Source organism: Microbacterium sp. Y832 (assembly GCF_057669765.1).
The window spans coordinates 321,465-341,033 of sequence record NZ_JBYHFM010000002.1; the positions used below are offsets into that span (position 1 = coordinate 321,465).

Here is a 19,569-nt window from a genome sequence, read left to right on the forward strand (position 1 = left end):
CGGGTGAAACTCCTCGTCGCGGCCCTGGACGCCGAACTCGTCGCTTTTCCCGCTGAGCTTCCGGGCTTCGACCGGCTCGTTACCGGCCCCGGCAAGATGATGGCGACATTCGCCCTGACCCGCGCGCTCGATGCGCACGACTACGACGAGATCGTCGTGGTCGGCACGGCGGGTGCGATCGACCCGCGCCTCGAGTCGACGGTGTACGAGGTGACCTCGGCCGTGCAGCACGATGTCGCGAGCTTCGACGGCATCGTCGGCGAGCACGTCTCTCTGCCCACGCGCGTCGACCTCGAGCGCGAAGGCCTCACGATCGCGACCGGCGACTCGTTCGTCGATGACGCGGTCGCACTCGAGTCGATCCGCCCGCTCGGAGCGAGCCTCGTCGACATGGAGGTGTACGCGTACATCTGGGTCGCGCAGCAGTTCGGCGTGCCGATCCGGGTGCTGAAGTCCGTGTCCGACCGTGCACAGGACGACGCCCGCACCGACTGGCGAGAGACCGTCGCCGCCTGCAGCGTGCAGTTGCGCGACACGATCCGCGCCGATTACGGCGTCTGAAGCCGCCCGCGCGCTGCGGCCTGCGGATCAGTCACGGCGCGAGAATGCGGCGCGCAGCGCGATGAAGACGATGAGCGCGACGACGGCGACGACGACGAGCTTGCCGACGAACCACAGCAGCGAGAAGAGGACGTTCACGATCACCCATGCGATGACCACGGCGACGATGACGCCGAGGATGGTCCAGATTGTGCCCTTGTTCATAACGACTAGCCTAGGTAGGCCAGCGCTGTTGCTCCGCTCGCGATAGCGATCCGGTGGCGATTTCACACGACCACGACTCGGATCGAGGAATCATGTCGAACCCCAACGACCCGTCGCAGCCCACGGGCGACGACGACCGCTCACCCGGCGAGACCCACCCGGCCTCCGACGAATCGCCCACGCAGGCTTACCCGGACTATTCCCCGAGCGACGCGCAGCCGACCGAGGTCTACCCGCCCGCCGGCTACGGGCAGGCTCCCTCCGGCCCGCCCGCCGCGGCATACGGGCAGCCGCCCGCCTACGGACAGCAGCCCGCCTACGGCCAGCCCGCGTATGGCCAGCCCGCCTACGGCCAGCCGCCCGCGTACGGCAACGCCCCCACGACGACCGACACGCGCCCCAGGCGCCTCGCCGGGGCCGCATTGGGCACGGCGATCGGCGGTCTCGTGCTCGTGCTCATCGCGTTCATTCCGCTGCTGTGGGTTTCCCTCGTTCTCACGATCATCGGCGGCATCCTGCTGTTCGTCGGGCTGGTGCTCGGCATCGTCGCCCTGGCCAGCAAGAAGCAGGGCGGCAAGGGCTTGGGAATCGGCGCGATCATCGTGTCGGTCCTCGGTGGCGCCGCCTGGGTCGGAGCGCTCGTCTGGGGACTCGTGCTCGTCGGTCTTTCGACGGCGGATGCCGGCAGCGAATTCGTGCCCTCGCCGCCGGCCGCGGTCGAGACCGAGGCCCCCGCTCCGGGCGATGACACGACCGACACCGACAGCGACACCGATGACGGCGATGTCGTCACGAGCGAGGACGAAGCCGCCTACCTCGCCGAGGTGCGGCCCGTGCTGACCGAGATCATGCAAGAGGCGCAGCCCGGCGTGACCCAGGAGATGATCGACGGCGCCTTCTCGGATGAGATCCTCATCACCCTCGGAGAGACGACCCTCATGGGCGGCGACGTCGCGCGCGACGCGATGATCTCGTCGTTCTCGGCCGCGACGGGCGGACTGTTCACCGAAGAGCAGGCGACGCGCCTGATCGACACCGTGATCACCGCGGCAGAGGCGCACCTCGCCGGCTGATCGGCAGACAGATCGGAGGCGGCATCCGTGTACGGGTGCCGCCTCGGTCGTTCATGCCGCCGGAACCGCGGTCTCTTGCAGGATGACGCTCGGCCCCTGCGGCGTCGCCTCGACCCGCAGCTGTGCGGGCAGCTGCTCTTTCATCGCCGCGACGTGACTGATGAGCCCCACTGTGCGCCCGCCTTGGCGCAGCTCGTCGAGCGTGCGCATGGCGAGATCGAGCGTCTCGTCGTCGAGCGACCCGAATCCTTCGTCGATGAAGAGGGTGTCCAGCCGCACACCCCCGCTGCGCGCCGTCACGACCTCGGCGAGGCCGAGCGCGAGCGCGAGTGACGCGAGGAACGTCTCGCCGCCTGACAGCGACGTCGTCGGCCGCGACTGTCCCGTGTAGGCGTCGAACACCGCGAGCCCGAGTCCGGATGCCGCGCGATGGCGGCCGACCGCGTCGGAGTGCTCGAGACGATAGCGCCCCGACGACATGACGTCGAGCCTCAGGTTGGCGGCGTCGACGATCTGCTCGAGCTCGGCGGCGAGCACGAACGTCTCGAGGTCCATCCGCGTGTCGGTGCGGCCCGCGAGCGCGTCGGCGAGGCCCGCGATGATCTCGTGCTCGGCCTCGCGCTCGGCCGATGCAGCATGCGCGCGGGTCGCCTGCTCAGCAGCCTCGCCGAGCCGTGCGGCGACCTCGGCATCGCGCGCGGCTTCGGTGACGGCGGCGTTCCACGCGTCGCGTGCGACGGATGCCGCCTCAGCGGCGGGGGCGAGATCGACCGGTTCGTCGGGGGCTCCGGCCAGCTCGGTCTCGAGCACGAGCAGCCGTTCGCGCTCGGTGGCGACGTCGACGTCGTAGCGATGCAGCTCGGAGGCGAGCCGTTCCCGTGCCCCGGCGTCGAGGAGCGCCGCATCGACGGATGCCGCGTCGTCGAACGCCGATTCGGCGAGCCGTTCGTCGAGATCGCGCTGCGCGTCGGCGGCCGTCTGCTCGGCGCGCACACGGTCGTCGATCGCTGCGGCGAGGGCGCGGGATGCGTCGCGCACCCGGCTCGCCTCGTCGATGCGTGCCGCGACCGAGGGGTGGTCGCCGCGCGCGGCCGCGACAGCCTGGGTCGCCGCGGCGAGTCGCTCGGACTGCGCGGCGCGGTCTTCTTTTGCGGCCGCGAGTCGGGTCGCCAGCTCGGTGCGCTCGGCGACGGCCGCTGCCTCGGCTGCGCGCAGATCGCGCAGGTCGGACTTCAGCGTCGCGATCGCCGTCACGGCTTCTTCGGCCTCGGTCAGCAGCGCTCGGGCGGCGTCGTGGGCGCTCACGAGCTCATCGAGGGACACTCCGCCCGCACGCGCAACAGCGTCGTGGTGTGCCGTGCGCGCCGCTCGGGAGGCAGCGGAAGCGGTCGCCGCCGCCGCCGTCGCACGTTCGACAGCGGCTTCGGCTTCGGCGATCGCTTCGTCGGTGACGGGCTCACCGTCAGAACGCGCCGGTCGCGGGTGTTCGAGCGAACCGCAGACAGCGCACGGCGCATCGTCGACGAGAGCGGCGGCGAGCTCGCCGGCGTATCCGTCGAGGCGGCGTTGCAGCAGGGCTCGGACGTCGGAGGTGCACTGCTGGAGCGTCTGCATCGCGCCCAGGTGCTCGGCCTCGGCCGTGTGCGCGAGTGGTGCAAGTCGCGCGGCGTCGCGTGCGGCCTCGAGCTGCGCCACGACCGTCGCGAGGGCGTCGCGCGCCGGATCGACGGCGGGCGCCGCCGCCTCAAGCGCTTCGATCTCGGGCTCGAGCTGCGCGATACGCGCCTGGCGAAGCGTGCCCCGCTCACTCGAGCGGGCCAGGTCGTCGTCGAGCCGCTCGATCTCGGAGTCTGCGCGACGCACGGCGTCGGCGAGCTCAGGCAGGGCGGTCTCGCGCTCGGCGGCCGCGGCCCATACCGCGAGGTCACCGGAGAGCGCGTCGGCGATAGCGGCGAGCGCGGCGGCGTCGTCGGGCACAGCGACCCCGTCTGCACCGGCGTCGACCCACGCCGTCCGCGCCGCTGCTTCGTGCGCGACCGCGCGGTCGACCGCAGCCACCGCCCGTCGTGCTGCGGCGAGGAGTGGACGCAGACCCTCTGCCGCTGCCGCTCGGGCGAGCCGGGCACGGTCGTCGCTCACCTGGGGCGCACGCTCATCGAGCGCGGCGAGGGCACGCCGCGCGGCGAGGCGCTGCTCTTGGCGATCGCGAAGGGCCTTCTGCGCGCTGTATGCGGTGAGAGCGGCGTCGTGCGTCGCCTGCGCGTCGTCGCGGCGCCGGGCTGATTCGTCGGCACGGTAGCGGGCGCGCGGCACGGCGCGGTGCACCGCCTCGATGCGCTCGAGAGTCGGCGGCACGGCAGCGTCATCGGACTCGGATGCCGCTCCCTCGAGCCCGTGGTCGCGTACGAGTGCCTCGGCGTGCGCGAGATGCGCGTCCAGCGTCGCACTGTCGCCCTGAAGCGCGGCGCGCGCGTCGCGACGCAGACGCTCGACCTCGCACTGGTACTCCTCGTAGCGCAGAGATCCGAACAGGGTGCGCAACAGCGCCTGCCGTTCGTCGTTCTTGGCGAGGAGGAACTCGGCGAACCGGTTCTGAGCGAGCAGGATGACCTGCTGGAACTGGTCGCGGGTGAGTCCGAGGATCTCGTCGAGGATCTCGGCGGCCTCGCGGTACTTCGTCGCACGCCCGTGCCACTGATCGTCGGCGAGCTCTTCGACCAGGACGGTTGACTTCTGCACCGTCGTGCCGGTGCCGCGGGCCTTCGGTCGCTCGTACTCGGGAGTGCGCGTCACGCGCCAGCGTCGGGCGGCCGCCGTGAACTCCAGCCGCACCGACGTGACCTCGTCGGGTTCGGCATAGTCGCTGCGCAGCCCCCGGTCGCCGCCGTCGTACCGGGGCGCCGTGCCGTACAGCGCGTAGCAGACACCGTCGAGGATGCTGGACTTGCCCGCACCCGTGCGACCCGTGATGAGGAACAATCCGTCGGTGTCGAACGCGTCGAAATCGACCGTCTGCCGATCGCGGAACGGCCCGAAACCCTCGAGCTCGATGCGGTGCAGCTTCATGTCGTGACCTTCGGCCGCTCGGCCGCGGGGACTGCCGACGCGTGCGCGGCGAGCACGTCTCGCACGATCTCGGCCTCTCGCGGTGTCGCCCCGACGCCGTTGCGCACATGCGCGAGGAACGTGTCGATGAGTTCGTGATCGCTGTGGGCGGCGCGCACGCGCGCCGCGTACGTGCGCTGCGCGTCGGTGTGCCGCACGGTCGGTGCGTGCGTCACCTTCGCGCAGAACGGAAAGCGCTTCTGCAGGCGCCGCATGACGTCGCGCTGGGGAGCGGTATCGGTGTACTGCGCGTCGACCCACGCATCTTCGTGCTCCGCGAACGCGTCGGAGTCGAGCAGCTCGTCAAGCGACGCTGTGACCCGCACGAGCCGGCGCGGCACGGGCAGCGCGAGCCATTCGGCGCCCGCGAGTCCGTCGGCATCGAGGTCGATGAGCCACGACCCCCGCGGCTTGTCGCGTTCGCCGAAGCTGTAGTGCAGCGGCGCTCCCGCGTAGCGCACGCGCTCGGACAGCTGCTGGCGCCCGTGGATGTGGCCGAGAGCCATGTAGTCCGGGCCGTCGAACGTCGACAGCGGCACGACGTCGAGCCCGCCCTGCTGGATGTCGCGCTCGACGCCGGGGGTCGCCTCGACCCCCGCCGCGAAGCAGTGCGAGATCGCGACGGAGCGACCGCCGCGCTCTGCGAGATCGGCGCGGACGAGCGACATGGCGTGCGCGACGGCCTGGGCCTGCGAGCGGATCTCGACGCCGGGCCACACGGAGCGCACGAGCGCGGGCTCGAGATACGGAATGCCATAGAAGTGCACGGGCCCGTGCGCGTCGTCGATCGTGATCGGCTCGCCCACCGAGAGCGGGTCGGTGACGACGCGGATGTCGTCGCGCAGCAGCGCGGACTGGAAACCGAGGCGTGCGGCCGAGTCATGGTTGCCGCTCGTCACGATGACGCGGGCCCCCGCCTGGGCGAGATCGCGCAGGGTGTCGGAGAGGAGCGAATAGCAGGGCGCGGCCGGCACTGCGGAGTCGAACACGTCGCCCGCGACGATGATGACGTCGACGCCGTGCTCGCGCACCTGGTCGATCAGGGTCGCCAGCACGCCACGCAGCGCCTCGAGTGTCGAGTGCCCGTGGAACGACCGGCCGATGTGCCAGTCCGACGTGTGCAGGATGCGCATGTTTCGACGGTAGGCGACCCCTCCGACATCGCCCGCGAGGCGGATCGGCGCGTTCGGTGAGCGCCCAGCCGGAAGTGGCTACGCTCGACATATGCCGTTCGTGGAATCTTTCACCTCCTCCGGCGCGACGCTCATCGCCGAAACACACGAGGGCACCTCCACCGGGGGGCCCGCCTTCCTGCTCGTGCACGGCATCGGCATGGGCCGCAGCGCGTTCCGCGATCTCGCCGAACTCCTGAGCGCGGCGGGAACCGTCATCTGCGTCGATCTGCCCGGCTACGGCGAAGCCCCCGAACCGCCCCGCGTCCTCACGATGCAGCGCGCTGCCGACCTGCTCGCGGCATTCCTCCGGGCGCGCTCGGCTGGTCCGGTGGTCGTCGCGGGGCATTCCATGGGCGCCCAGATCGCCGTCGAGCTCGCGGCCCGGCATCCGAGCCTCGTAGACCGCGTCGTTCTGCTCGGTCCGGCCTGCGATCCCGACGCCCGGACCCCGCTGCGTCAGCTGTGGCGCCTCGCGCGCGACATCGCTGTGGAGAGCCCGAAGGTCATCGCGGTGGGCGCCCGTGAGTACGTGCGCGCGGGTCCACGGCTGCGTGCCAAATTCCGCGCCATGCTGCGCCACCGACCCGAAGACGTCTTTCCCGACGTCGCTGCGCCGACGCTCGTGATCCGGGGCGCGCTCGACATCGTCGCGCCCGAGTCATGGTGTCACGATGTCGTTCGCACGCTTCCGAACGGCCGGCTCGCCGAGATCGAAGGGCACGGTCACGAGACGATGATCCGGGATGCCGCCCCGTCAGCGCGACTGATCCTCGACTTCGCCGGTCGTTGACCCTGTCGCCGCGCCCGTGCCTGAGCCGGCGTCCCCTGTCGTGATCTGATTCGCGAGTTCGTCGACTTCGTCATCGGGAAGCGGGATGCCGGCCTGCTCGAGCCGCTGGTGCAGCACCTCGACGATGCGCTCGCGCGGCAGGTGCGAGACGTCGGACCGGGTCTGCGCGACGATGCCCGTCACCTTTTCGACGTCGGACGCGTTGTTCTGGTCCATCGCGGGCAGGTTCTGGGTCTGCTCGCTGCCGAGGGCGCCGCTCTCGCGTTGGGCTTCGCCCACCGTGAGGGTGTCGCGCGTGCCGTCCTGACCGTGGTGGTCGGTGCCGTCGGAAACGGCCCCGACGCCGACCGCAGTGTGCGTCGGCTCGTTCTGAGCTGGCACATCCTCACGCGTCGGCTCGCCGTCGGCGGGAGTCGCCTCCGCGCCGTCGGCATCCTTGCGATCGGGGTGGTTGATGCCCGGCTGCTCGAACTCGTTGCCCGTCGTGCTCATCACGGTTCCTCTCCTCGGTCCGCGCTGAGGTCCGGATCGGCGTTGCGGCGCACACGCTCGCCCGCGACAGGGTCGTCGGGCGGAGCGGGGGCGCCGGCGGGCCGACCGGCCCCGGCTGCGGACGTGTCATCCACGAGATCGGGCGATCCCTCGGCGGCGGCGTTCTGCTCGCTCGCTGCTCCGTCGGTTATCGGCGCACGGCCGAGCGACGGATTGGCGTCGTCGACGCCGTCGGGAAGATCGCGGTCCATCGTGGAGTCCTTTCGTCTCCCCCAGCGTCGCGCGCAGCGGGCGCACCGCGCACCCCGTTGACAGCGACGGGCAAGCGTGACTAGGCGCCGGCAGCGCGCGGCGTCTCATCCGTGCGGGAGCTCTGCTGTGCCGCTGCCCGGTCGCGCGCGACGGCTTCGCCGAGCAGTCGCCCCCCGCTCGTGAGCAGGGCGCGCCGCCACGGCAGCACACCCTCGATCTCGATCTGGATCGACATCGAGAGCACCGTTCGGATGAGCACGATGAGTCCGAGGATCAGGGCGTCCTCGATCGACGGCTTCGATGTGATCGTGCGGATCAGATCGGCCGCGACGAGCACCTCCAGACCCAGCAGGATGGCCGAGCCGAGTGTCGTGCGGAGCACTTGGAAGGCCGTCCCGCCCCCTTCAGAACGGGCGAGCGAGCGGATGCCGAGCACGACGGCGATGACGAATCCGAGCACCATCGCGAGCGCGCCGATCACCTCGAAGACGACCGCGACGACCGTGAAGAGATGTTCCATGTCCACGGTCATGCCCTGTGGCGGGGCGCGACGATCCCGGCGCGGTCGGGGTTGGCGGCGAACCAGTCAGCGACGTACCAGCACACCGGAATGACGGTGCGATCGGCGCTCTGCTCGAGCAGGGTCACGGCGCGATCGACGATGACCGCCGCGTACCCGTTCCCACGGAACGTCGGCACGGTGTACGCCCGCGTCATCGCGACCGACCGGCCGTCGTCGTTGTAGTCGAGCACACTGACGAGGTCGTCGCCGCGGTGCAGCGTGTACCGCGAAGCATCCGGTTCGTGCGAGAAGCGCAACTCAGTCATGCGGCCAGGCTATCCCCGCGCGGGGGCGACGGCTCGGCACTGCGCACTCTGCGTCATTCGACCACGCCGCGGGGCCGCACGCCGAGCGATTTGACGCATTGCGACACGATCGGTCATAATCGGCGGCATGTCTGACAACGCACGCTCTCTGTCCGCCGTGGAGGCGAACGGAACTGCCGGCATGATGATGCCCGGCCGCGTTGCTCTGTGTTGTCGAATGTGCCGCTGACGCGCTGACCGCCGCAGACCCCCGCCGTTCGCGAAGAAACTCGCCGGCCGCGGGTCGCCCGCCGCTTCGGATCTGATCCGGATGCCGCGCACTCGGCCCTCTCGGGCCGCCTCGCCGCACACGCAGAACCCCGCGTGGGGTTCGCTTCCGCAAGGACACGCATCATCATGTCGAACACTGCTCTTCTCGAACGCCCAACCGTCGCACGCGCCCGTCACCTGCGCGCCGTCACGTCACCCGTCGCGATCGTTCCGCCCACCCCATCCCCCGCGGTTCCCACTCCACAGCGGCACCTGCCTGAGGGCACGGCTCCGCGCGGCTTCGCCCTCTACGTCGGCTTCGACGAGGCGAAGGTGGATGCTTCGGGAGTCTCGCTCGGCGTGCTCGTGGACGCCCTGCGCCGCACGCTCGCCGAACTCGCCCCCACCGCCGAGACGTACGCGACCGTCGCACTCGCCCCCGCCGGGGCCGGCGGGCGCGATGTCGATGTCGTCCGTCGCGCGCTGCATGAGCCGTCGGCCATTGCCCGCACGAAGCAGGAGGAGCCCGACGAGGACACCGCGGCACCCGGTGGCGTCGTCGTCGACATCTCGCGCAAGCGCGTGCTCATCGACGGCGAGTCGACCGCGTTCACGTTCAAGGAGTTCGAGCTGCTGCAATACCTCGTGCTGCGCGAGGGCCGTACGATCGAACGCGCCGAGCTCGTCTCGTCGCTGTGGCAGGCCGCGACCGACGATGAGACACCCGGCGAGCGGACGATCGACGTACACGTGCGCCGTCTGCGCGCGAAGCTCGGACGGCACGAGGACATCGTGCGCACGGTGCGCGGCGTCGGCTACCGCTTCGACCGCCACGCCGACGTCGTCATCCGCTTCGGCCACGGCACCCCGTCGCCCGACCGCTTCTGAGTCCGGTGTCAGACGCCCGACATAGGGTGAACGCGTGACGACTTCCTCGGCGATCCATGCGCGCACGCGCGGGCCGAGAGATGCCGCACAGCGATCCGATCGGCCGCTGCGCGCCCTGAACCCGCCGAAGCCTCGCCCACTCGATCCACGTCCTTCTCTCCCTGCCGCCGCGCACCTGGCGGCCCGGCCGCTCGAGACCCAGTACCGTCCCGGGCATCCGCTCGATCTGCGCCGCACGGTGCTGCACCAGCGCCACGGCGCGAACGACCCGGCCATGACGACCGCGGGGCACGTCGTCTGGCGCGCGACCCGCACTCCCCTCGGGGTCGCGACGCTCGCACTGCGGCAGTCGACCGACGGAGTCGTCCGCGGGGCTGCGTGGGGCCCGGGCGCCGAGTGGGCGCTGGACCAGCTGCCTGCGCTGTGCGGGGCGCGCGATGACTCCCGCGGCTTCGATGCGGCGCGGCATCCGCTCGTCGCCGATGCGCACCGCCGTCACCCCGGCCTGCGCCTCGGCCGCACCGATCTCGTCTTCGACGCCCTCGCGAGCGCGATCTTCGAGCAGAAGGTCACGGGTCTGCAGGCGTTCGGCGCGTGGCGGCGCATCGTCACGTGGCACGGCGAGCGCGCCCCCGGACCGACGCCACGGCCGATGTTCGCGCCGCCCGCGATCGAGCAGTGGAGACGCATCCCCTCGTGGGCGTGGCATCGCGCGGGGCTCGAGCCCCCACAGTCGCGCACCGTGGTCGAGGCGGCGCGCCGCGGCGACGCTCTCGTCCGGGCCGCAACGGCGGCGGCGACGGGCCAAGAGCGGGACAGCGTCTTCACGGCGGTGCGCGGAGTCGGTCTGTGGACGAGCGCCGAAGCGCGCATCCGTGCCTTCGGCGACCCCGACGCCGTGAGCGTCTTCGACTACCACCTCGCCCACGAGGTCGGCTTCGCACTGACCGGTCGGCGCGTCGACGATGACGGCATGCTTCAGCTGCTCTCGGCGTGGCCGGGGCAGCGGCAGCGGGTCATCCGGCTCATTCGGGTCAGCGGCGCGAACGAGCCCCGACGCGGACCGCGGCTGCACCCCGAAGACCACCGGGCGCGCTGACTCGGTCACGATCGACGTGAGCCCCTAGGCTGGGCATCATGGCTAATCGACGACCAGGGTGGCAGCGCGGCCACACAGGATGGGCTTTCGGAACGGCGCTGGTGTTTGCGCTCGGCATCCTGTTCGGGATGGTGTGGGGCAACGTGTGGCTCGGGCTTCTGCTCGCCTTCGCCGTCTCGATCGGCTGGCTCATCGCATACGAGTCGTGGCGTGGCCGCGGCGTCGGCATCGAGAACCGCGACGACGACGGCGCGCGTATCTGACGCACGCCCACGGGCGCGCATCGACGCACGACGCGTCGTGCTCGGCAAGAGCACCCGACCGTAAGCTGGGGCCGCCAGTGCAGCGAAGAGACGGGGGCTCGCATGCGGATCGCGGTGGCCGGCGGCACGGGGCTCACCGGCGCGCACGTCGTCGACGTCGCCCGCGAGCGCGGGCATGACACCGTTGTGCTGGCGCGCAGCCGCGGCGTGGATCTGCTCTCCGGGGCCGGGCTCGCCCGCGTCCTCGCCGGCGTCCACACGGTCATCGACGTATCGAACGTGACGACCCTCAAGGCCGACGAGTCGATCTCGTTCTTCGCCGGTGCGACGCGGTCGCTGCTCGCCGCCGAGCGCTCCGCGGGCGTCGCCCACCACATCGCGCTGTCCATCGTCGGGGTCGGTGCCGCCCCCGAGGGCTACTACGCGGGCAAGCTCACGCAGGAGCGCCTCGTCGAGGCGGGGCCCGTGCCGTGGACCATCCAGCGCGCGACGCAGTTCCATGAGTTCGCGGCGCAGCTGTACGTGCGCGCCGCCATCGGACCGGTGCGGTTCGCCCTACGGGCGCGCACGCAGCCGATCGCCGCGCGCGAGGTGGCCGAGCATCTCGTCACCCGCGCCGAAGCAGCGCCGGCAGGCCGAGCGACCGACCTCGGCGGCCCCCGCGAAGAGAGCCTCGCCGACATGATGCGGGCGTACGCGCGAGCGATCGGGCACCGGGGGTGGATGCCGCCCCTCAGCCTTCCCGGAGCGATGGGCCGCGCCCAGCGCAGCGGCGCGCTGCTGGCCGGACCCGACGCCGTGCGCGGCCGTCAGACGTTCCCGGAGTGGCTCGATGCACTCCCGGACGCGTGAGTCACATCTCTTCGTTCGTGTCGGGGTCGCCGCCCCAGAGTCGCCCCCGCTCCAGGGCGGAGATCGCCTCGATCTCGGCGTCGTCGAGTGAGAACCCGAAGACGTCGGCGTTCTCACGCTGACGGTCGGGATCGCTCGATTTCGGGATGGGCGTCGAATCGAGCTCGACGTGCCAGCGCAGCACGACCTGCGTCGGTGAGACACCGCGTGCGGCGGCGATGTCGGTGATGACCGGTTCGTGGAGCAGTTCCGTGCCTCGCGCGAGCGGGCTCCAGCTCTCGGTGCGGATGCCGTTGGCGGCATGGAACGCGCGCAGAGATGCCTGGGGAAAGTAGGGGTGCAGCTCGATCTGGTTGACCGCCGGCGTCACACCGGTCTCGGCGATGAGCCGCTCGAGCATCGGGATCGTGAAATTCGAGACGCCGATCGACCGCACGAGCCCGCGCTCGCGTGCCGCGATGAGGCCGCGCCACGTATCGAGCCACTTGCCGACACTCGGGTTGGGCCAGTGGATGAGGTGCAGATCGATCCGCTCGAGTCCGAGCGCAGCGAGGGACCCCTCGACGCTCGCGATCGCTTCGTCGAATCCGTGGTGGCGACCGGGCAGCTTCGACTCGATGACGAGATCATCGCGATCCACGCCGCTGCGACGCACGGCCGCGCCGACGGCCTCTTCGTTGCCGTAGTTGACGGCGGTGTCGAGCAGCCGGTAACCGCTGTCGATCGCGGCCACCATGGCGTCCACACCGGCGTCGCCCTCGAGTGTGTATGTCCCGAGGCCGAGCGCCGGTAAGCGGGTGCCGTCGTTGAGGACCACGTCAGGAATGTGCAGCATCCCCCCATCATCCCCTCGAGGCGGATGCTGCGCGAGAGGTCAGCCCTGTCGCACGAGCCCCTCGTCGACGATCTCCTGCGTGCCGACGAGCGTCGCATCGAGCGCCGCGAGCAGGTCATCGGCGAGGTCGTCGACGTGCTCGAGACCGATCGCGAGGCGCACGATGCCCGCACCGGGCTTCGCGTCTCCGACGACGGGCCGGTGGGTGAGCGACGCGGGGTGCTGGACGAGCGAGTCCACGCCACCGAGCGACACAGCGTGCGTCACGAGTTCGCACGCCTCGGTGAAGCGTGCCGCGGCGTCATAGCCGCCCGCGAGCTCGATCGCGATGATCGAGCCGGGCCCGGCGAGCTGGCGCCCGAGCAATCCCTGCGGATCCTGCCCGGGAAGACCGGGGTAGAAGACGCGGGCGACGGCGTCGTGCGCGCTCATGCGCTCGGCGAGGGCCTGAGCTGTCTCCTGCTGCGCACGCACGCGCACCGCGAGGGTGCGCAGGCCGCGGTGCAGCATGTAGGCACCCATCGGGTGCAGGATTCCGCCGGTCAGCGCCCGCACTTGGCGGAGCCGCTCGATCCACGCCGTGGGGCCGGCGACGACGCCGCCCATGGCGTCGCCGTGGCCGCCGAGGTACTTCGTCGCACTGTGCATCACGAGGGTCGCGCCATGCTCGATGGGCCGCTGCAGCACAGGGGTCGCGAACGTGTTGTCCACGAGCACCGGCACATCTCCGGCCGCCTCGACGATGACCGCGATGTCGAGCAGCTCGAGCGTCGGGTTGGCGGGGGTCTCGATGATGACCAGGCCCGTGTCGTCGCGGATGTGCGCGGCCACGTCGCCGGGAGCCGACCAGGTGACCTCGGTGCCGAGCAGTCCGCTCTCGAGCACGTGGTCGGTGCCGCCGTAGAGCGGGCGCACCGCCACGACGTGGGGCTTGCCGGCTGCGACCGTGGCGATGAGGCACGCCGTCAGCGCGGCCATGCCGCTCGCGAACGCGACGGCACCCTCGGCACCCTCGAGCCCCGCGAGGGCGTCTTCGAAGCGCGCGACGCCAGGCTGCCAGAGTCGCTGGTAGACGGCGCTTCGGCCGGGACCGAGATCATGACCGGTCGCGAGCTCTTCGTACGACAGGCCGCCGACCTCGACGTCGGGAAGCGGGTTCGTCGTGGACAGGTCGATGGAGGGAACGTGGGTGCCGGCTTCGCGGAGGCCCGCCGTGCCGCCGTGCACAGCACGGGTCTCCCACCGATGGTTCTCGGAATGCATGAGGCCAGAACAGCAGATTCCCGCGGCATCCTCAAGCTGGCTTGCAGCCTCGCCTAGAATCAACCGAACAGTCGCAGATTCTGCGAGAAATGAGCAGGGGGGATGCCTCAGTGTCACGGTCCTTCGACCTCGATTCCACCGACCGCGCGCTGCTGCGCGCGCTGAGCGCGAACGCCCGCGCATCGGGTGCCGCCCTGGCCGCCGAACTCGGCATCGCCGAGTCCACCGTGTCGCTGCGGCTGCGGCGCCTGCAGTCGCAGGGCGTTATCGCCGGGTACCGCGTCGAGTTCGACACCGATCGCCTCGGCGCCACCGTGCAGGCGCTCATCGCCGTGCGGCTGGTGAAGCACGCGCGCACCGAGATCGAGGCGTTCCGACGGGCCGCGACCGGTTTCCCCGGGGTCGTGCGTCTGTTCCACATGGCGGGTGCCGACGACTTCCTCCTGCACGTGCTCGCGCGCGATGCGGGCGAGCTCCGCGAGTTCGTGCTGACGTATCTCACAGGGCACCCCGCCGTCGCGCACACCGAGACGAACCTCGTCTTCGAGCACGCCGACGCCGACGGCTGGCAGCGCTTCCTCGACGAGCGCTAGGGCACGTGCGTCGCGAACGCGACGTCGAGGTAGGGAAGGTCCTCGCGCGGGATCACCGCGGTGAGCACTCCCCCGCCGGCGAGCTCGGCGCCGATCGCGTAGACGAAGGGGTCGGTGTCGATCTCGACGCCGACGACGGTCTCGCCGTCGATCACGACATCGACGCCGCGTCGGATCACGCGCTCGGACGTCAGCGCGGCTGAGTCCCAGTCGTGCAGCCCGACGACGTGCTCTTCACGGAACCGGTTCATCAGGATGTGGTTGGCGTGCTGCACGAGCAGGTACTCGACGGTCGTGAACTCGGATGCCTCGCGGTTCCATGTCGTCTGAACCGCCTCCCAGAGCGTGTGATACCGCATCCGCTCGATCTGCTCGGTCAGCCAGGCAGGCCGGGGCCGCGGCGGCGCCTCTTCGATCGAGCGTCGGGTCACCTCGTCGAGTTCGGCGAGATTGACGGGGTCGTCCTTGTCATCGGGGTTGCGCCACAGCGTCGATGTGACGCTCGCCGTCATGGTGTGGCACCCCGTGGCATCCGTGCCCGTGCCGACGCTGATGTCGGCGCCGTCGACCGCCGCTTGCGGCGCGAACACGATCACGGGGATCGGCATGCCCTCCAGCATGGCTGCCCGCTTGAGCCGCGGGTCGGAGGCGTCCTCGGGGACGCGGCCGGCGAACTCCATCACGACGCCGTGACGCCGAGGGCGTCGGCCATCGCCTTGAGGGCGTCGAGCGGATTCTCGCGCATGGGCAGAGACTGGATGCACACGTGGTCGGCCCCCGCGTCGAGGTGCGCACGGACGGCGGAGGCGATCGTCTCAGGCCTGCCCCACGGGGTGAGGGCGTCGATCACGGCATCGTCGGCCTCACCCTCGATCTGTGCGCGCTCGAAGTCGAACTTCACGAGGATGTCGGCATAGTTCGACATCTGCAGGTAGCTGCGCAGCGTGCCGCGCGCGATCTTGCGTGCGGTCTCGGGGCCATCGACCGCGACGAACATCTGCTCGGGCGCGAGGAAGGCGTCCGGCCCCATGACCTCGCGCGCGAAGCGGGTGTGCGCGGGAGTCGTGAGGTAGGGGTGCGCGCCGAGGGACCTCTCGGCCGCGAGCTGCAGGGTCTTGGGGCCCAGGGCGGCGAGGATGCGGCGGTGGGCCGGCACCCCCTCGGCATCCAGGACGTCGAGGTATTCGCGCATCGCCGCGAGCGGGCGCGTCCGCGCCGCGTCGGCCTCGCGGTGTCCGCTGCCGATCCCCAGCACGAGCCGGCCGGGGTGGCGCTTCTCGATGCGGTGGTACGAGGCGGCGAGCTCGGCAGCGTCGTCACGCCAGATGTTCACGACGCCCGTGGCGACCACGATGCTCTCGGTTGCCTCGATGAGCGCTTCGACGTCTTCGAGGTCTCCGGCAGGCGAGCCTCCGACCCAGAGGGTGCGGTATCCGAGCTTCTCGATGCCGCGCGCGAGTTCGGAGTCGAGCACGCGGGCCCCTCTCCACACACCGATCTCGCCGAACTCCATCGATTCGTCGCTCATCTGCACATCACCTCTCCGTCGGGGCAGGGTCCTCGTCGACTCTGCCACGATTCTCCGCCGGGTCGCGAGCCGGTGAGCCCGATCCGACGCGTGGCGGGCGATCCGAAAGCCGGCGATATTTTCCACCGAAAGCTAAATAGGCTGACGAAATGACAGACGCTCCCCGTCGCCGCTGGCTCGCCCTCGTCTTCATCAGCATCGCCGTGTCGTTGATCATCGTGGATTCCACGATCGTGAACGTCGCGATTCCTTCGATCGTGGATGACCTCGACCTCTCGTCGACCGGGGTGCAGTGGGTGCAAGAGGCCTACACCCTCGTCTTCGCGTCACTCCTGCTGCTGTTCGGAAGCCTGGCCGACCGCGTCGGCAGGCGCCGGCTGATGCTCATCGGCGTCGTGCTCTTCGTGGCGTCCTCGGTGCTGGCCGCCCTCGCGCCCACGGCCGGCCTGCTCATCGGTTCGCGTCTGGTGCAGGGCATCGGCGGGGCCATGATCCTGCCCTCCACGCTGTCGATCATCAATGCGACGTTCCGTGGCCGCGAGCGCGGGATCGCCTTTGCCGTGTGGGGTTCCACGATCGGCGGCATGGCCGCGGTCGGCCCGCTCCTGGGCGGCTGGCTCACGACGGCGTTCTCGTGGCGCTGGGCGTTCGGGATCAATGTGCCCCTCGGCATCATCATCTTCGTCGGCGTGATGCTGACGGTGCGTGAATCACGCGACACAGCGCAGCGCGGGCTCGATGTCGTCGGGGCGCTGCTGTCCGTGCTGCTGTTCGGAACGCTCGTGTTCGGCCTCATCGAAGGGCGCACGCTCGGATGGTGGCAGGCCGACGGCACGATCGAGATCGGGGCATTCACCTGGCCGTGGGCGATCTCACCCGTGGCGGTCGCGTTCGCGATCTCCGTCGTCTCGCTCACCGGCTTCCTGCTGTGGAGCCGCCACCGCGCGCGGGTGGACAGGCCGGCACTGCTGGAGCTGTCGCTGTTCCGCATCCCCAGCTTCCGCAACGGCAACATCGTCGCCCTCGTCGTATCGCTCGGTGAGTTCGGAATCATCCTGTCGCTGCCGCTGTGGCTGCAGTTCGTGCTCGGTTTCGACGCTTTGCAGACCGGCCTCGTCCTGGTCGCCCTCGCGCTCGGCTCCTTCCTCGCGAGCGGCTTCGCCGCCGGTCTCAGCGGACGCCTCGCGCCCGTGTGGGTCGTGCGGCTGGGAATCATCGCCGAGATCATCGGCGTCATATGGGTGGCCTTCGTCATCGCGCCGGACGCCGCGTGGGGCTGGCTGCTGCCCGCCCTGTTCCTCTACGGCTTCGGCGTGGGGCTCGCCACGGCCCAGCTGACCAGCGTGATCCTGCAGGACGTTCCCATCGAGCTGTCGGGGCAGGGGTCGGGCACGCAGTCCACGTCACGCCAGGTCGGCTCGGCGCTGGGCATCGCGATCCTCGGCACGATCCTCTTCACGAGCACCGCCGGCCTGCTCAACGCGAAGCTAGACGACCGCGGCGTGCCCGCCGAGGAGCGCGACACGGTCGTCTCAGCGGTCGTCGACAGTGCCGGCGGCGCGATCGCCGGGCTGGAGCAGTCCCCCGCCACCGCGGACGCCGCTGAGGACGCCAAGGCCGCGTTCTCGGAGGGTACGCGCCTAGCCGCCCTGTCCGCGGCGGGCTTCCTCGTGCTGGGACTCATCGCGACGACCTCGCTCGGCTCGGGCCGCGCGAGGGACCCCGGGGAGTCGGCGACCGGCGGGGCGGGCGAGGCGCGCAGCGGCGAGATGTGACGCGGGGCTCACTCGCCGCCGCTGGACTGCGCGAGCAGGTCGTCCCGCACGACGCGGCGCATCACCTTGCCGATCTGCGAGCGCGGCAGGTCCTCGACCTCGACGATGCGCTTGGGCACTTTGTACGCCGTGATGTGCGAGCGGCAGAAGTCGCGGAGTGCGCGAGAGTCGAAGACCGTCCCGGGCTTCATCACGACCGCGGCCGCGACTTCTTCTCCGCCGGCGGAGCGCGGCAGACCGACGACCGCCGCAGCCTCGACGTCCGGGTGCAGCAGAAGCGCCTGCTCGACTTCGGTCGGACTGACGTTGAACCCGCCCGTGATGATGAGCTCCTTCACGCGGTCGACGACGGTGACGAACCCGTCTTCGGACATCGTCACGATGTCCCCCGTCCGCAGCCAACCACCCGGCAGCAAGACCGCCGCCGTCTCGGTGGGCTGATTCCAATAACCCTGGAACACCTGAGGACCACGGATCAGCAGCTCTCCGGGCTCTCCCGGGGGTCGCTCGCTCGTGGGGTCGTCCGGGTCGACGACGCGGACGACCGTACTCGGGAACGGCACACCGACGGTCCCCGGTCGGCGCGAAGGCCCCATGGGGTTGCCGAGCGCGACGGGTGAGGTCTCGGTCATCCCGTAGCCCTCGACGAGCAGCCCTCCCGATGCTTCCTCCCAGCGCGTCACGGTCGGCACCGGCAGGCTCATGGCGCCCGAGATCGCGAAGCTCACACTGCGCAGATCGATCCTGCGTTGCGCGCTCGCACGCGAGAGGGCGTCATAGATCGGCGGCACAGCCGGCAGGAACGTGGGCGGCGACTGACGGGCAGCGGCGATGACGAGGTCGACGTCGAAGGTCGGAAAGAGCACGACCTTCGCCCCGATCGACATCGCGAAGGTGAGACACAGCGTGAGCCCGTACGCGTGGAACAGGGGCAGGACGGCGTAGACGACCTCCTCCCCCTCGCGCAGGCCCGGCACCCACGCGCGGCCCTGTGCAGCGTTGGAACGCAGGTTCGCGTGCGAGAGCATCGCCGCCTTCGGCTGACCCGTCGTGCCGCTCGTGAGCTGGAGCAGAGCGGTGTCACCCAGCTGCGGACGCGGGACGCGGCGCGAGATCCGCCGCGCCTTCGTCACGCGCGTCCACGGGATGATCCCCTTCGCGGTCGGCTGTGCCGTGAGCCGGTCACGCGATGCGCGCGCTCGAGCCAGTGGTAGCCGCAGAGCCAGACGCTTGCTGCGGGGCATCGCGTCGGTGAGCCGGACGGCGACGATGTTGGCGGGGCGGGCGTCGTCGGGCAGCGCGGCGATGACGTCGGCGACCTTGTCCCACACGATCGCCGCGACCGCGCCGTGCACCTCGAACTGGTGGCGCAGCTCACGCGACGTGTAGAGCGGGTTGTGCTCGACGACGATGGCTCCCAAGCGCAGCACGGCGTAGAACGCCACGACGTGCTGCGGGCAGTTCGGCAGCACGAGGGCGACCCGGTCGCCGGCTTTCACTCCCAGTTCACGAAGACCGGATGCCGCCCGCTCGACCTGCTCGCCGAGCTGGGCGTATGTCGTCCGGGCACCGAAGTACTCCAGGGCATCCCGCTTGCCGAAGCGCGCGACCGATGCATCGAGCAGATCGACGAGCGTCTCGGTGACGGGGGCGATATCGGCGGGCACCCCGTCGGCGTAGGCAGACAGCCACGGCCGCTCCCCGTCTTCGACGGCCTCACCGGTCTGCGGATGCTTCATGTCCG

21 protein-coding genes are annotated in these 19,569 nt (G+C 70.7%); 9 read left to right on the top strand and 12 right to left on the bottom strand.

The features are described from left to right. The first annotated feature begins 3 nt into the window (after window positions 1-3). Complete coding sequence (locus AC25YV_RS04335) at window positions 4-561, top strand: phosphorylase family protein (protein ID WP_488122608.1); 558 nt, start codon at window positions 4-6, stop codon at window positions 559-561. A gap of 27 nt (window positions 562-588) precedes the next feature. Here the strand turns inward: AC25YV_RS04335 and AC25YV_RS04340 are convergent, their stop codons facing one another. Beyond that, window positions 589-765 (bottom strand): hypothetical protein, encoded by a 177-nt coding sequence (locus AC25YV_RS04340; RefSeq protein WP_488122609.1) that lies wholly within the window; start codon window positions 763-765, stop codon window positions 589-591. A gap of 92 nt (window positions 766-857) precedes the next feature. On the opposite strand from AC25YV_RS04340, the gene AC25YV_RS04345 reads away from it, so the two are divergent. Then, window positions 858-1,838 (top strand): hypothetical protein, encoded by a 981-nt coding sequence (locus AC25YV_RS04345; RefSeq protein ID WP_488122610.1) that lies wholly within the window; start codon window positions 858-860, stop codon window positions 1,836-1,838. A 51-nt stretch (window positions 1,839-1,889) separates the two neighbouring features. Here AC25YV_RS04345 and AC25YV_RS04350 read toward each other — a convergent pair whose 3' ends face one another. Both AC25YV_RS04350 and AC25YV_RS04355 read right to left on the bottom strand, forming a co-directional pair. Next, entirely contained in the window at window positions 1,890-4,904 is a 3,015-nt protein-coding gene (locus AC25YV_RS04350) for an AAA family ATPase (protein ID WP_488122611.1), read from the bottom strand. Continuing rightward, complete coding sequence (locus AC25YV_RS04355) at window positions 4,901-6,076, bottom strand: exonuclease SbcCD subunit D (RefSeq protein WP_488122612.1); 1,176 nt, start codon at window positions 6,074-6,076, stop codon at window positions 4,901-4,903. Before AC25YV_RS04355 ends, AC25YV_RS04350 begins: the two co-directional genes overlap by 4 nt. 91 nt (window positions 6,077-6,167) lie before the next feature. Between AC25YV_RS04355 and AC25YV_RS04360 the strand changes: the two genes are divergently transcribed. Beyond that, window positions 6,168-6,908, top strand: a complete 741-nt coding sequence (locus tag AC25YV_RS04360) for an alpha/beta fold hydrolase (protein ID WP_488122613.1) — start codon at window positions 6,168-6,170, stop codon at window positions 6,906-6,908. On the opposite strand, the gene AC25YV_RS04365 is transcribed toward AC25YV_RS04360, so the two are convergent. The 4 genes from AC25YV_RS04365 to AC25YV_RS04380 form a co-directional block, all read right to left on the bottom strand. Beyond that, a complete protein-coding gene (locus AC25YV_RS04365) occupies window positions 6,873-7,400 on the bottom strand; it encodes a hypothetical protein (protein WP_488122614.1) in 528 nt (175 codons plus the stop codon). The two genes, AC25YV_RS04360 and AC25YV_RS04365, sit on opposite strands and share 36 nt — an antisense overlap. After that, entirely contained in the window at window positions 7,400-7,651 is a 252-nt protein-coding gene (locus AC25YV_RS04370; protein WP_488122615.1) for a hypothetical protein, read from the bottom strand. Before AC25YV_RS04370 ends, AC25YV_RS04365 begins: the two co-directional genes overlap by 1 nt. A gap of 80 nt (window positions 7,652-7,731) precedes the next feature. Then, window positions 7,732-8,172, bottom strand: coding sequence for a DUF1622 domain-containing protein (locus AC25YV_RS04375; RefSeq protein ID WP_488122616.1), 441 nt, complete (start codon window positions 8,170-8,172; stop codon window positions 7,732-7,734). A gap of 8 nt (window positions 8,173-8,180) precedes the next feature. Beyond that, window positions 8,181-8,480, bottom strand: coding sequence for a GNAT family N-acetyltransferase (locus AC25YV_RS04380; protein WP_488122617.1), 300 nt, complete (start codon window positions 8,478-8,480; stop codon window positions 8,181-8,183). Between the two features lie 396 nt (window positions 8,481-8,876). On the opposite strand from AC25YV_RS04380, the gene AC25YV_RS04385 reads away from it, so the two are divergent. From AC25YV_RS04385 to AC25YV_RS04400, 4 genes are all read left to right on the top strand, one after another. Next, complete coding sequence (locus AC25YV_RS04385) at window positions 8,877-9,617, top strand: winged helix-turn-helix domain-containing protein (protein ID WP_488122618.1); 741 nt, start codon at window positions 8,877-8,879, stop codon at window positions 9,615-9,617. A 115-nt stretch (window positions 9,618-9,732) separates the two neighbouring features. After that, complete coding sequence (locus tag AC25YV_RS04390) at window positions 9,733-10,716, top strand: DNA-3-methyladenine glycosylase family protein (RefSeq protein ID WP_488122870.1); 984 nt, start codon at window positions 9,733-9,735, stop codon at window positions 10,714-10,716. Window positions 10,717-10,754: 38 nt separating this feature from the next. Then, window positions 10,755-10,979: a hypothetical protein gene (locus AC25YV_RS04395; protein WP_488122619.1), complete on the top strand. Its 225-nt coding sequence runs from the start codon at window positions 10,755-10,757 to the stop codon at window positions 10,977-10,979. Between the two features lie 102 nt (window positions 10,980-11,081). Next, complete coding sequence (locus tag AC25YV_RS04400) at window positions 11,082-11,831, top strand: SDR family oxidoreductase (RefSeq protein WP_488122620.1); 750 nt, start codon at window positions 11,082-11,084, stop codon at window positions 11,829-11,831. Between the two features lies 1 nt (window position 11,832). Here the strand turns inward: AC25YV_RS04400 and AC25YV_RS04405 are convergent, their stop codons facing one another. Both AC25YV_RS04405 and AC25YV_RS04410 read right to left on the bottom strand, forming a co-directional pair. Beyond that, the gene (locus AC25YV_RS04405; protein ID WP_488122621.1) at window positions 11,833-12,666 is read right to left on the bottom strand and encodes an aldo/keto reductase; all 834 of its coding nucleotides are present in this window, start codon (window positions 12,664-12,666) and stop codon (window positions 11,833-11,835) included. A 39-nt stretch (window positions 12,667-12,705) separates the two neighbouring features. Further along, window positions 12,706-13,929, bottom strand: a complete 1,224-nt coding sequence (locus AC25YV_RS04410; protein WP_488122622.1) for a trans-sulfuration enzyme family protein — start codon at window positions 13,927-13,929, stop codon at window positions 12,706-12,708. Between the two features lie 110 nt (window positions 13,930-14,039). Between AC25YV_RS04410 and AC25YV_RS04415 the strand changes: the two genes are divergently transcribed. Next, the gene (locus tag AC25YV_RS04415) at window positions 14,040-14,522 is read left to right on the top strand and encodes an Lrp/AsnC family transcriptional regulator (protein ID WP_488122623.1); all 483 of its coding nucleotides are present in this window, start codon (window positions 14,040-14,042) and stop codon (window positions 14,520-14,522) included. On the opposite strand, the gene AC25YV_RS04420 is transcribed toward AC25YV_RS04415, so the two are convergent. Together AC25YV_RS04420 and AC25YV_RS04425 are read right to left on the bottom strand one after the other, a co-directional pair. Beyond that, window positions 14,519-15,202 (bottom strand): hypothetical protein, encoded by a 684-nt coding sequence (locus AC25YV_RS04420; RefSeq protein WP_488122871.1) that lies wholly within the window; start codon window positions 15,200-15,202, stop codon window positions 14,519-14,521. The genes AC25YV_RS04415 and AC25YV_RS04420 overlap by 4 nt on opposite strands. Continuing rightward, window positions 15,202-16,050 carry a TIGR03620 family F420-dependent LLM class oxidoreductase gene (locus AC25YV_RS04425; RefSeq protein ID WP_488122624.1) on the bottom strand — a complete coding sequence of 283 codons (849 nt, stop codon included), beginning with the start codon at window positions 16,048-16,050 and terminating at the stop codon, window positions 15,202-15,204. Before AC25YV_RS04425 ends, AC25YV_RS04420 begins: the two co-directional genes overlap by 1 nt. A gap of 149 nt (window positions 16,051-16,199) precedes the next feature. Between AC25YV_RS04425 and AC25YV_RS04430 the strand changes: the two genes are divergently transcribed. Next, window positions 16,200-17,825: a DHA2 family efflux MFS transporter permease subunit gene (locus AC25YV_RS04430; RefSeq protein WP_488122625.1), complete on the top strand. Its 1,626-nt coding sequence runs from the start codon at window positions 16,200-16,202 to the stop codon at window positions 17,823-17,825. A gap of 8 nt (window positions 17,826-17,833) precedes the next feature. Here AC25YV_RS04430 and AC25YV_RS04435 read toward each other — a convergent pair whose 3' ends face one another. Further along, window positions 17,834-19,564 (bottom strand): long-chain-fatty-acid--CoA ligase, encoded by a 1,731-nt coding sequence (locus AC25YV_RS04435; RefSeq protein ID WP_488122626.1) that lies wholly within the window; start codon window positions 19,562-19,564, stop codon window positions 17,834-17,836. Between the last annotated feature and the right edge of the window lie 5 nt (window positions 19,565-19,569).

Bases quoted from the DNA above. Each gene is read 5' to 3' on its own strand.
- AC25YV_RS04340 (WP_488122609.1), bottom strand. From the start codon at position 765: ATGAACAAGGGCACAATCTGGACCATCCTCGGCGTCATCGTCGCCGTG.
- AC25YV_RS04345 (WP_488122610.1), top strand. From the start codon at position 858: ATGTCGAACCCCAACGACCCGTCGCAGCCCACGGGCGACGACGACCGC.
- AC25YV_RS04350 (WP_488122611.1), bottom strand. From the start codon at position 4,904: ATGAAGCTGCACCGCATCGAGCTCGAGGGTTTCGGGCCGTTCCGCGAT.
- AC25YV_RS04355 (WP_488122612.1), bottom strand. From the start codon at position 6,076: ATGCGCATCCTGCACACGTCGGACTGGCACATCGGCCGGTCGTTCCAC.
- AC25YV_RS04360 (WP_488122613.1), top strand. From the start codon at position 6,168: ATGCCGTTCGTGGAATCTTTCACCTCCTCCGGCGCGACGCTCATCGCC.
- AC25YV_RS04365 (WP_488122614.1), bottom strand. From the start codon at position 7,400: ATGAGCACGACGGGCAACGAGTTCGAGCAGCCGGGCATCAACCACCCC.
- AC25YV_RS04370 (WP_488122615.1), bottom strand. From the start codon at position 7,651: ATGGACCGCGATCTTCCCGACGGCGTCGACGACGCCAATCCGTCGCTC.
- AC25YV_RS04375 (WP_488122616.1), bottom strand. From the start codon at position 8,172: ATGGAACATCTCTTCACGGTCGTCGCGGTCGTCTTCGAGGTGATCGGC.
- AC25YV_RS04380 (WP_488122617.1), bottom strand. From the start codon at position 8,480: ATGACTGAGTTGCGCTTCTCGCACGAACCGGATGCTTCGCGGTACACG.
- AC25YV_RS04385 (WP_488122618.1), top strand. From the start codon at position 8,877: ATGTCGAACACTGCTCTTCTCGAACGCCCAACCGTCGCACGCGCCCGT.
- AC25YV_RS04395 (WP_488122619.1), top strand. From the start codon at position 10,755: ATGGCTAATCGACGACCAGGGTGGCAGCGCGGCCACACAGGATGGGCT.
- AC25YV_RS04400 (WP_488122620.1), top strand. From the start codon at position 11,082: ATGCGGATCGCGGTGGCCGGCGGCACGGGGCTCACCGGCGCGCACGTC.
- AC25YV_RS04405 (WP_488122621.1), bottom strand. From the start codon at position 12,666: ATGCTGCACATTCCTGACGTGGTCCTCAACGACGGCACCCGCTTACCG.
- AC25YV_RS04410 (WP_488122622.1), bottom strand. From the start codon at position 13,929: ATGCATTCCGAGAACCATCGGTGGGAGACCCGTGCTGTGCACGGCGGC.
- AC25YV_RS04420 (WP_488122871.1), bottom strand. From the start codon at position 15,202: ATGGAGTTCGCCGGCCGCGTCCCCGAGGACGCCTCCGACCCGCGGCTC.
- AC25YV_RS04425 (WP_488122624.1), bottom strand. From the start codon at position 16,050: ATGAGCGACGAATCGATGGAGTTCGGCGAGATCGGTGTGTGGAGAGGG.
- AC25YV_RS04430 (WP_488122625.1), top strand. From the start codon at position 16,200: ATGACAGACGCTCCCCGTCGCCGCTGGCTCGCCCTCGTCTTCATCAGC.
- AC25YV_RS04435 (WP_488122626.1), bottom strand. From the start codon at position 19,564: ATGAAGCATCCGCAGACCGGTGAGGCCGTCGAAGACGGGGAGCGGCCG.